This window comes from Mycobacterium sp., from assembly GCF_036273375.1.
Taxonomy (GTDB): domain Bacteria; phylum Actinomycetota; class Actinomycetes; order Mycobacteriales; family Mycobacteriaceae; genus Mycobacterium.
Map to the genome: position 1 here is coordinate 1 of NZ_DASUHS010000071.1, position 10,486 is coordinate 10,486.

Genomic DNA, 10,486 nt, shown 5'->3' on the forward strand with positions numbered 1-10,486 from the left:
GGACCACGGTTCCCATTGCGGCGCATCGCAATTCCGTTACGGGAATACTCGACCAGCATTTCAGCCGCCACGTTCAGCGCGGCCTCCACCATGGTCGATTCCACCTGCATTCCGCTGCCCTGGCGGTCGCGGATCACCAGCGCCGCGACGGCGGCGAAGGCGGCGTGCAGGCCGGCGATCGGGTCGCACACTCCGCGCGGGATCACCGGGGGGCCGTCGGCATGTCCGGTCGTCCACGCCATGCCGGTCGCCTGTTCCATCGTCTGCGCGAAGCCGACCCGATCGCGCCACGGGCCGTCGAGGCCGAACGCGGGCATCCGGACCATGATCGCCCGCGGGTTGGCCGCGCGCACCGCATCCCATTCCAGACCGAAGTTCGCCATTACCCGGGGGGAGAAGTTCTCGACGACGAGATCGCTCGCGGCGATGAGCTCGAGCGCGACCTTTCGTCCGGCGTCGGTGCCGAGTTCGATGCTGACACCCCGCTTGTTGTTATTGCTGCACAAGAACACCGGGCCCCATTCCCACCATTGATCCCAGTCGGGCGGGCGGCCGGCGGAGAACCTCATGCCGTCGGGCCGGCGCACTCCCTCGATCTTGATGACGTCGGCGCCCAGCGCGCCCAAAAGTTGGGTGGCGACCGGGCCGGCCCAGAAGGCGGTGAAGTCGGTGACCCGGACGTCGGACAACGGCAGTGCATCGGCGTGGTTGCCGCGCGGCGATTCGGGGCGCGCGGGCCATCGCACGCGCCCGCTATCGGCACCGAGTTGCGGCGGTTCCGCGGGCGCCCCGGTCATCATCGCGTCGCTGCGATACGGCACCCGCGGCGCCAGCACCCCGGCCGGTGATTCAACGAACACGCCGCGTTGTACGAAGTGGTCGATCTTGGGAAGCATCTCGGGAGTGGCGATGGGGGCGACCGGAATTCGGAATGCCACCGCGAGATCGACGATCTCCTGGGTGGTTCGGCACGCGGTCCATTCGGTGACCATGCCCAGGAATTCGTCGCGGCGCTCGACCCGCCCGGCAAACGATGCCAGTTCGGCGTCGTCAACGAGATCGGCGCGGCCGATCATCACCAAAAAGTCCTGGAACTGCTGCGCGGTAATGGTGCAGAAGCCGACCATGCCGTCGGCCGTCGGAACGATCGACGGCAGCTCCAAACTGCGTTCGTGCAGCAGCGAATCGGCGCCCAACACGCTGGCCGACATTGCTGACAGGCCGCCCATAGCGATCGCCATGGCCTCGTATGTCGAGACGTCGATGACCTCGCCGCGGCCGCTTCCGACGGCACGCCGGGTTGTCGCCGCAGCCACCGCCGCCGCGAACGTGCCCGCCAGCCACTCGCCGAGCCGCCCACCTGCCTGGACCGGTTCGTCGTCGGGCCAACCGCGACCGGCGATCGATCCGCACAACGCCTGGAGGATGAATTCGTTAGCGGCGACCTGGTTCTCGACATAGGGGCCGGTTGTGCCGAAGGGCGTGACGGCCACCACCACCGCCGACGCGGCGGTGTGTGCGGTGATGGCGTCGAGCGTCCATCCGTCGCTGAGGTCGGTGACTATGAGGTCGGCGCCGGCCAGCAGCGACGTGATCTCGGTCTGACCGTGATTCACGATGGACTTCTTGCCCGCGGCGAGATAGCCGAACAACGCCCCGGGCGGTCCGCCGGCCGACCAGCCGCGCAACGCATCTCCTTGTGAGGACTCGACTTTCACCACGTCGGCGCCGGCGTCGGCGAACATCTTGCCGCAGTATGATGCCGCCAGGCCGTTGCACAACTCCAGCACGCGCCAGTCCGCGAACGGCGCCTCGGCTCCCACGCTCAGTTGCCCAGGGTGGCGGCGCGGCGCCGGGCGGATCGCCCGGAAATATCGGGGGCCTCGACCGTCACCGGCGCCTGCGCCGAGGCCTGCGCCTGCAGGGCGAACTGCGTCATCCGTGTCCACGCGTCACGGTCACGCTGGCTGGCCTGGCGGCCGACATGGGTGACCACATCGACGTCCGTCGCCTGCGCGCGCAGGTAGCCGGCGCGTGCATGCTCCTTCGGGATGTACCGGAATGGGTCGAACGAGTATGCCGCCATGGCATTTTGGTGCGTGATCTTGTCGATGACCGGGTCGTCGAGGTGGCCCATGGTGGCGACGATGTCCTCCGGCGCGAAGGGCCAGTTGCTGTCGGAGTGCGGGAAGTCCGACTCCCAGCACAGCATGTCCTCGTTGAACCAATTCATGTTTTGCACACCGACTTTGTCGCTGATGAAGCAGGTGTAGAAGTGTCGTTTGAACACATCGGTGGGCCCGCTGTAGCCGGGCGGGAAGGACGCCAGCGTCCAGCCCGAGTGCCGGTTGTAGACGTGCTCGGCCCGCCAGAGGAAGTACGGGATCCAGCCGACGTCACCCTCGGTCAGCGAGAACTTCAGTTGCGGAAAGTCGGCCCAGAACTGCGCCCAGATGAGCTCGGTGAAGGTGAACATGCTCATCATCGACGAGGCCGTCATCTGCACGCTGGGCGGGGCGTCCGTCGACACCTGCGGAGACCGCGACGCGGAGCCCACATGGGTGCACAACACCGTGTTGTTTTCGCAGACGGCCTCGAACAACGGGTACCAGTACCGGGTGTGAATGCTGGGCATCTCCAACGCCTCTGGGTTTTCGGAGAACGTGACCGCGTGACAACCCTTGTCCGCGAGGCGTTTGACCTCCTTAGCGGCCTCGGCCACGTCGAACAGCGGCAGGATGCCGCACGGGATGAACCGGCCCGGGTAGGCCCCACACCATTCGTCGACGTGCCAGTCGTTGTAGGCCTTGATCATCACCAGGTTCGTCTCGCGGTCGGGACCCTGGTTGAGCACCTGACCGGAGAACCCGGTGAAGTTCGGGAAGTTCAATCCCGCCAGCTGGCCGCCGGCGTTCATGTCCCGCACCCGCTCGTCCACGTTGAAGCAGCCAGGCCGCATCTCGTCGTAGCGTGAGGCGTCGATGTTGTACATCTCGCGCGGTTTTCCCGCGACGGCGTTCAGGCCCATGTTGCGTCCGCGGATCTCGCCGTAGTACCACTGCTGGATGCCGTCGGGCTCGAGGACCACCCGGGGGGCGCGGTCCTTGTAGGTGGCGGGAACGTGCGCGTCGAACATGTCGGCCGGCTCGGCGATGTGATCGTCCACGCTGACCAGAATCAGATCGTCCTTATTCATGCCGCTCCTCGGGTCGACTTATAGCGACTAGTAGATAATGGTGTGCATCACAGTGTCAACCAGGGTCGCCGTGCGCTGACGAGGGCGTGTGCGCGCTAATCTGCTGGACCACAACAGCGCAGCCGCGCGCAGCCAAGTCGCACGGCAGGCAGCAGACATTCTCCAGCTAACTTGGCGATATGGACTATTAGTCAACACGAGTGCGCCGGCTGCGAACTCCCGGCGCGATATGGCGCGATGCCAACGAGCATCGCGTGCCACCATGGGGCATGACCGGGCCCGGAAGGTAACGGAAGTTGAGCACCAACAAGGCGGCGCGTCCGACCACCGCCGACGTGGCCCGATTGGCCAGCGTGTCGACCGCCACGGTCAGCTATGTACTGAACAACGCGCAGGGCCGCCGCATCTCGCCGGAAACCCGCGATGCGGTGTACCGCGCGGCCAAGCTCCTGGGTTACCGGCCCAACCTCGCCGCCCGTAACCTCGCGCGCGGCAAAAGCGGTGTGGTGCTCTACGTGGTGCCCCATGTGGCCGTGGGCGAGATGCCGATGCAGGCCGGCAGCCGGATGACCACCGCGCTGGCCCGTCAGGGTTTTCTACAGGTGCAGATTTTCGAAACCGACGACGACCAGCACGTGGTGGACGCGATCGAGAATCTCGACCCGGTCGCGATCACCAGCCTGTTCCCCTTGAGCGCCGCCGCCCGCCAAGCGGTGACCGCGGCGGACATCCCCCATATCGAGATCGGGACGCTGCCCGCGCTCAAAGACCCGCATCTGTCTGTGGGCGAGATGCGGGTGGATCACCTGGTCGAGCGCGGCCATCGCCGGATCGCGTTCGCCTACACCGGGATTGCCCGATGGCGCCCGCTGGGTGACTACTGGTTCGAGGGTGTTTCGCGAGCGGCGCAGTTGCGCGACCTCCCCGCGGTGCGGGTCGACGAGGTCACCCTGGACAACGCCGCCGACGTGGTTACCGGCTGGGTGGGCGACGGGGTGACCGCCGTGTGCGCGCAGAGCGACGAGATCGCCTGCCTCGTCCTCTACGGCATTCACCAAGCACGGCTGCGCTGTCCCGGCGACCTCGCGGTGATGGGCGTCGACGCCAGCCCGATGGGCGTGGTGAGTACGCCGCCGTTGACCACCGTGCAATTCGATCCCTGCGCGGTTGCCGACGCTGCGCTTGCCGCAGTGTTCGAGCGGCTGGGGCACCCCGCGCCGGAGTCTTCCGAACTGACCGACATCGCCCACCTGGTGGTGCGGTCGTCGACCTAGATCAGTCGGCGGGCTCGTAACGCAGCAGCGTGACCTCGTGCTCCGGGTAGTCGCAGAACACCGGCTTAACCCGCATCCCGACCCTGAGGCGGGCCGGATCGACGTTGACCATTTCGGTGGAAAACCGTGGGCCCTCGTCCCATTCGACGATGGCGAGCAGCTGGGGCACGGCGTCGGCGAAGTGTGGGCTGACCGGCCGGTGGGCCACCGTGTAGGAGTACAGGGTGCCCATCCCGGAGATCTCGCGCCATTCCAGGTCGTCGGCCAGGGTGCGCGGCGCGCGCACCCGCGGGTAGAACACGTAGGCCTGTAGCGACGGCGAGTATTGGATGACGATGCGATGCTCACCCAGCGCATCCCAAAACGGCGCGCTGGTGGGCGTTTTCACGGGCATCGGTCGTTCGAAATTCATCGCCTCAGTCCCCTTGCAGAATCAGGGTGGTCTGCTCGGACAGGATGCCGCCGTTGCCGGACACGAAGGCCCGGTTGCAATCGGCGACCTGCGCGGCACCGGCGCGTCCCATGATCTGGCGAGTGGCGTCGCACACGTGGTGCATTCCGCCGGCCAAACCCGCTTGGCCGAAGCCCAATTGTCCGCCGGCCGTATTGAGGGGGAAATCGCCGCGGAAGGTCATGTCGTGGTTGGCGACGAATTCCATGCCCTTGCCCTTCTCGCAGAAGCCTGCGTCTTCCAGCGAGAGCAGGACGGTGATGGTGTAGCAGTCATAGATGGAGACCATGTCCATCTGCTCACGGCTCAGATCGGTCATGGCGAACGCGGTGTCCGCCGCGGCGGCGATCGGGGTGTTGAGCAGGTCCTCGGCATACGTCGGAGTCTTGAACGGGACGTGTTCGCCGAATCCCTTGATCCACACCGGACGATTGCGCGACCGCCTGGCGACATCCGCGCTCGCGACGACGACGGCGGCGCCGCCGACGCAGGGCATGACGATCTCGAGCATGTGCAGCGGGTCGGCGATGACCGGGCTGGCCAGCACGTCGTCGACGCTCAGCGACGTGTCCTTCCAGATCGCGCCGTCGGTGTGGTTGGCATTGACCCGCTGGTCGACGACGATCTTGGCCATCGCTCGCTCGTCGTAGCCATAGACCGCGGCGTAGCGTTGGGCCACCTGACCGTATGGTCCGTTCTGGCCGAGGTTGCCGTAGGGGATTTCGAATTCAGCTTGGGGAGAGCCGTATTGGTTGCTCGACGAGCCGAAGAACATCGCATCAATTATGGGACGGGGCTTCTTCTTGGACGAGGGAGTGATGTAGCGAGCGGGCAGCGCGCACAGGACGGCGTCGCAGATCCCCAACTCGATGGCCGCGGCGGCGCGCCACACCATGGCGGCGGCGCTGGCGCCGCCCAGATCGACATGCTCGGCGAATCGCGCGCCGACGCCCAGGTATTCGGCGATCGTGGAGGGGACGAAGATCTCCGACTCGGCCAGGTGTGACGCGACGATCCCGTTGACGACCTCTCCGGGCAGACCCGCATCCTCGAGCGCGGCGGCGCTCAGCTCCGCCCATTGTTCGAGGACGAACGGCGCGGGCGAGGCTTTGTTGAGCCGCTCGGGCGGAAGCTCGACGTATCCGACGATCGCGGCTTCTCCACGTAATCCCATGCTGTCCCTTACTTTCGGGGTAGACCGAGAATCATCTGCGCGATGATGTTCAGCTGGATCTCCCTCGTTCCACCGCCGATCAGCTCGGCCGGCAGATGCAAATAGGGTTCCACGACCGCAGCGTCGGGGTCGTCGACCATCGCGACCTGCCCGGTTAACTGCAGCGTGGCCTGGAAGGTGCGGCGCAGCAACACATTCATGGCGACCTTGGCGATGCTGGACGCCGGGCCGGACGCCTGGCCGTCGAGCAGCCGAATGGTCTCCCGCACCCCGAGCGCCCTGATCGCGTTGGTATAGGCGTCGAGCTCGCCGAGCTCACGCAACGCGTCGTCACGGTCGGGTCCGGGTTGAGCGGCGAGCCGGCGCAGGGCGACGGCCCGGTCGAACTTGACGTATCCGCCGATGGCCGAACGCTCTTCGGCCATCGTGGCGATCGCAAGGCTCCAACCGTCGGTCGGCCCGCCCAATAACATCTCGTCGGGAATAAAGACGTCGTTGAGGAACACCTCGTTGAAGTGTGCCTGCCCGGTCGCCGTTTTGATCGGCTGGATCTCCACGCCGGAGGATCGCATATCGAGGATGAAATAGCCGATGCCGCGGTGCTTGCTGGCTTCGGGGTCGGTGCGCGCGAGAAGCGCACCCAGGTCGGCGTACTGCGCCAACGACGTCCAGATCTTATGGCCGTTGATCCGCCAGCCGCCATCGACCTTGGTCGCCCGGGTGGCCAGCGACGCGAGGTCGGAGCCTGCTCCCGGCTCACTGAACAGCTGGCACCACAGGATGTCGCCGCGTTGCGTCGCCGGGATCAGCTTCTCCTGCAAGTCTTTTGGCGCGGCGGCCAACACGGAGGGCAGGATCCATTCGGCGATGTTCAGCGATGGCCGCACCAGACCGGGTCGCTTAGCGAACTCCTCGTCGATGATGAGCTGTTTCAACGGATCCGCGTCGACGCCCCACGGCGCCGGCCAGTGCGGCGCCATGAGACCGGCGTCGGCGATCAACGTGCGTTGCGGCCCGGTGGCCAGGTGCTCGTAATCACCGTGCGGCGCGGGTTTGTCGTTGCGCAACTGTGCGGCCGCATCCAGCGTCTCGGCCACCCAGGAACGGAATTCGGATTCCGCGTCGCCGAGATTCACCGACATGTCGCGCGTCTGGGTGCATGTAAGCTCCCCCAGCCGGCGCGCCCAGCGGTTCGCCGGACCTATCGATCCCGCCAGACTGATGGCCCGCCGCCAGTACAGGTGCACGTCGTGTTCCCAGGTAAACCCGATGGCGCCGAGCATCGTCAGGGCATCGAGCACCAGGTCCGGGATCGGTGAGATCGCGATCACGGCCGCGCCGGCGGCGGCGATTCGGTGCTGGTCGAGTGGTTCGTCCACGGCGCGTACCGCGTCCCAGGCGGCCGCGGTGGCCAGTTCACTGTTGACCAAAAGCATTGCCGCGTTGTGCTGCAGCGCCTGGAACGTGCCGATCACCTTGCCGAATTGCTCACGGATGCGTAGATGCGCGGTGACGGCCTGCACGCACCACTGGACGATGCCGGCGGTCATGCTGGCGACGAGTCCGAGGACCACACAGCGGGCGCGCGCCGGGTCGATGCCGCTGAGCACGTCGGCGCCGGCCACCCGGTAGTCGCCCAGGCGCAGGATTCCGGCGTCGGCGACGAGGTCGGTGCCGGGGATGGCTTCGACCGTGGCCGTGGGCTTTTCGGGATCGACGAGCGCCCAGACGATTTCGGCATCCTGGGTCCGCGTGCCGACCAGGATGACCCGCGCCGCGCACACGCCCGCGGTGACCGCTGACGCACCACTGATCAGCCAGTGCCCGTCCTCGTCGCGCGCCTGCAGGCCGCCGTCGTCGTCGGGTAACACAACCGCCGCAGTGACGCCGGACGCAAGGTCGCGTAGGAGTGACTGCGCTTTGGGCGTCGGATCGGCGAGCAGCGCGACGGCTCCGGCGGCCACCGTCGGCAGCAGCGGTCCGGGCAACAACGACTTGCCCGCCGCTTCCAGAACGCATGCGGCATCGATCGGCCGCCCACCCTGGCCGCCGAGGTCTTCGGGCAGATGCACGGCATGAAAACCGTTGGCAACCAGAGCATCCCACCATCCGGGTACGCGCCCGGCAGCGAGGTCGTCGAACCTATCACGCGTCGTGGCAATGGGAGCGTTGCGGGCGGCGAATTGCCCCACGGCATCGCTGAGCTCCTGCTGCTCCGGGCTCAGTCCCAGGGTCACGAGGACGGCCGAGAGATAACTGGCGTTGGCCGCACCGACTGCTATCCTTTCGCTACAAGACGGACCGTCTCGTCTTGTGGAAGACTACCGGCGCGAGTCTGGATATGTAAAGCGCGCCCGATCACCCGGCTTTCGATCTGAGTTCGCAGAAGCGAGGACCACCAGATGCCAACCGATCTGAGCAGAGCGAACGCGCAAGCGGGTTCGCCCAGGAGGCGCAGCGAGAAGTCCCGCGCAGCGATCGTGACCGCCACCCGCGAACTGCTCCTCGAGCGCGGCTTCGACGGGCTGACCATCGAAGCGGTCGCCGCCCGTGCCGGTGTGGGCAAGCAGACCATCTACCGATGGTGGCCCACCCGCCCCGCGCTGGTCGCCGACGTCATGCTGGAAGACGCCGACAAGCTGCTCGCGTCGGTCGGCCACAGCGGCAACCTCAGCACCGACCTGGTCGGCTGGGTGGGCAAGCTGTTCGCAAGCCTGACGACGCCGCGGGGTTCGGCCATGCTGCGGACGCTGACCGTGGCCTGCATGGAACATGAGGACACCGCCGTCAAACTGCGCGCCGGATTCAGTGCGCCGCTGCACGACAGCGTGCGGGCCCGGCTGCTGGCCGACGGCATCAACGAGGCGATCGCCGAATCGGCAGCAGACGCGATCGTCGGCGGGGTGGTGTACCCGATTCTTTCCGGCGCGCAGCCCTATTCGCGCCGGCGGGCCGAGCGGACCACCCGGCTCATCGTGGAAGCCCTCACCGAAGGCTGACGATCGCCGATCAGCCGACCGGCACCAACATCCGAGGCTACTGACCTGTTTCCTCACCCCCACGGCGCTGCGGACCTGATCACTGCGGTCGCGGGTGTCCCGAACAATGAATGCTGGACGACTGAAGCTTCAACTCCGGCGGCCGCCAGCATGTGCCTGGCTGAGGTCCTCTGCAGCACAACGATGCCGAGTGGTATTCGCTTTGAGTGGGTGCTCGCCCTATGAGCCGAGAAATCGGCGCTTCTGCTCGCTGATTTCCCCGTCAGTCACGAGCCCAGAGTCGGCCAGCTTGGCCAGGAGCGATTGTGCCCGTGCTGCGAGTTCGCGCAACTCGGCCGCGATTTCCGTCACCGGCTCGCCTTGCGCTCGCGGCGGCGGCTTCGGGTTTTCGCGGCTAGTTACCCTGATGCGCTGATCCCCGCGGCCCAGGTAAGCGGTGCTACCGACGGCACGTCCGGCCATACCGGCCAGTGCCATCTCACTGAACAGGTTGCCGGAGCTGCCTACAACCATTTCGGGCGCGGCGTCGGCCCCCGTGATTGGCAGGGCGTAGGCGAGAGGGCGGAATGCCGGAGCCGCCGATACCCAACTTGATGGCACTGACAGCGCGCCGACCCTGGTGCCTCGACCCAGGCCGCCGGCCACCGATCCCGTTGTCGCACTTGATGCTTCAGCGAGAGCGTTTGGGCCGCCGAATAGCCATTGTGGGACCATGGCCGCGCCCGGCCCGTAGCCCGTGTACGGGCCCTTGCCCGCAGCAAAATCGCGGTCGGCGTTGATCAGAAAACTTCGGTACGTCGTTCCTACCGATGTGAACGATGCCGTCGCGCTCGTCGTGGACGCGGTGGCACTCGTAGCCGCTATGGGTATGTCGATGGCCGTCAGGGGAATTACGATCGCTGTCAGGGCCGTGAGCAGTGTGGACGACGGATCGGCCAATAAGTCCGACAGAGCCGACAGCGGCGATGCCGTTGCCGCGGGTAACGCGAGCCCCTGCAGCGCTTGGGGGAGCGTGGAGATCACCCGCGGCCCATTCGACATGATGGACTGCGCGGCGGCTTGGTCGGCCGCACCGGCCGGGTTGGTGGTTGTCGGCGGCGGGGCGAATGGCATCAGTGTCGATGCTGCCGCCGACGAGCCGGCGTAACCGTACATCGCGGCAGCATCCTGGCTCCACATCTCGGCGTAGTTGGCTTCGGTCGCCGCGATCGCCGGTGTGTTCTGCCCAAGTAGATTTGTCGCAACCAACGTCATCAACAGGGTGCGGTTGGCCGCGATCACTGGCGGCGGCACCGTCATGACAAACGCTGTCTCATAGGCAGCTGCTGCCGCCCTGGCCTGTGTGGCGGCTAGCTCAGCTTGGGTGGCAGTTGTGCTCATCCACGCGAGGTA

Annotated in this window: 8 protein-coding genes; 2 read left to right on the plus strand and 6 right to left on the minus strand. The window is 66.5% G+C overall.

The annotated features are described in order from the left end of the window. Positions 1–1,823, minus strand: a 1,823-nt coding sequence (locus VFW69_RS06330; protein ID WP_526499274.1) for a CoA transferase, incomplete at its 3' end; no start/stop codon positions are given. 2 nt (positions 1,824–1,825) lie between these two features. After that, positions 1,826–3,196 carry an amidohydrolase family protein gene (locus VFW69_RS06335; protein WP_526499276.1) on the minus strand — a complete coding sequence of 457 codons (1,371 nt, stop codon included), beginning with the start codon at positions 3,194–3,196 and terminating at the stop codon, positions 1,826–1,828. 296 nt (positions 3,197–3,492) lie between these two features. On the opposite strand from VFW69_RS06335, the gene VFW69_RS06340 reads away from it, so the two are divergent. Next, positions 3,493–4,470 (plus strand): LacI family DNA-binding transcriptional regulator, encoded by a 978-nt coding sequence (locus tag VFW69_RS06340; protein WP_526499278.1) that lies wholly within the window; start codon positions 3,493–3,495, stop codon positions 4,468–4,470. Position 4,471: 1 nt separating this feature from the next. Here VFW69_RS06340 and VFW69_RS06345 read toward each other — a convergent pair whose 3' ends face one another. From VFW69_RS06345 to VFW69_RS06355, 3 genes are read right to left on the minus strand one after another with little or no spacing between them, the layout of a single operon-like run. Beyond that, complete coding sequence (locus VFW69_RS06345; protein WP_526499280.1) at positions 4,472–4,882, minus strand: Zn-ribbon domain-containing OB-fold protein; 411 nt, start codon at positions 4,880–4,882, stop codon at positions 4,472–4,474. A 4-nt stretch (positions 4,883–4,886) separates the two neighbouring features. Then, positions 4,887–6,095: a thiolase family protein gene (locus VFW69_RS06350; protein WP_526499282.1), complete on the minus strand. Its 1,209-nt coding sequence runs from the start codon at positions 6,093–6,095 to the stop codon at positions 4,887–4,889. Between the two features lie 8 nt (positions 6,096–6,103). After that, a complete protein-coding gene (locus tag VFW69_RS06355) occupies positions 6,104–8,332 on the minus strand; it encodes an acyl-CoA dehydrogenase family protein (protein ID WP_526499284.1) in 2,229 nt (742 codons plus the stop codon). Positions 8,333–8,497: 165 nt separating this feature from the next. On the opposite strand from VFW69_RS06355, the gene VFW69_RS06360 reads away from it, so the two are divergent. After that, entirely contained in the window at positions 8,498–9,094 is a 597-nt protein-coding gene (locus VFW69_RS06360) for a TetR/AcrR family transcriptional regulator (protein ID WP_526499286.1), read from the plus strand. Between the two features lie 219 nt (positions 9,095–9,313). On the opposite strand, the gene VFW69_RS06365 is transcribed toward VFW69_RS06360, so the two are convergent. Beyond that, on the minus strand, positions 9,314–10,486 hold a 1,173-nt coding region (locus VFW69_RS06365), incomplete at its 5' end, for a PPE family protein (protein ID WP_526499288.1).

Coding starts and splice junctions, on each gene's coding strand:
- VFW69_RS06335 (WP_526499276.1), bottom strand. CDS start 3,196: ATGAATAAGGACGATCTGATTCTGGTCAGCGTGGACGATCACATCGCC.
- VFW69_RS06345 (WP_526499280.1), bottom strand. CDS start 4,882: ATGAATTTCGAACGACCGATGCCCGTGAAAACGCCCACCAGCGCGCCG.
- VFW69_RS06350 (WP_526499282.1), bottom strand. CDS start 6,095: ATGGGATTACGTGGAGAAGCCGCGATCGTCGGATACGTCGAGCTTCCG.
- VFW69_RS06360 (WP_526499286.1), top strand. CDS start 8,498: ATGCCAACCGATCTGAGCAGAGCGAACGCGCAAGCGGGTTCGCCCAGG.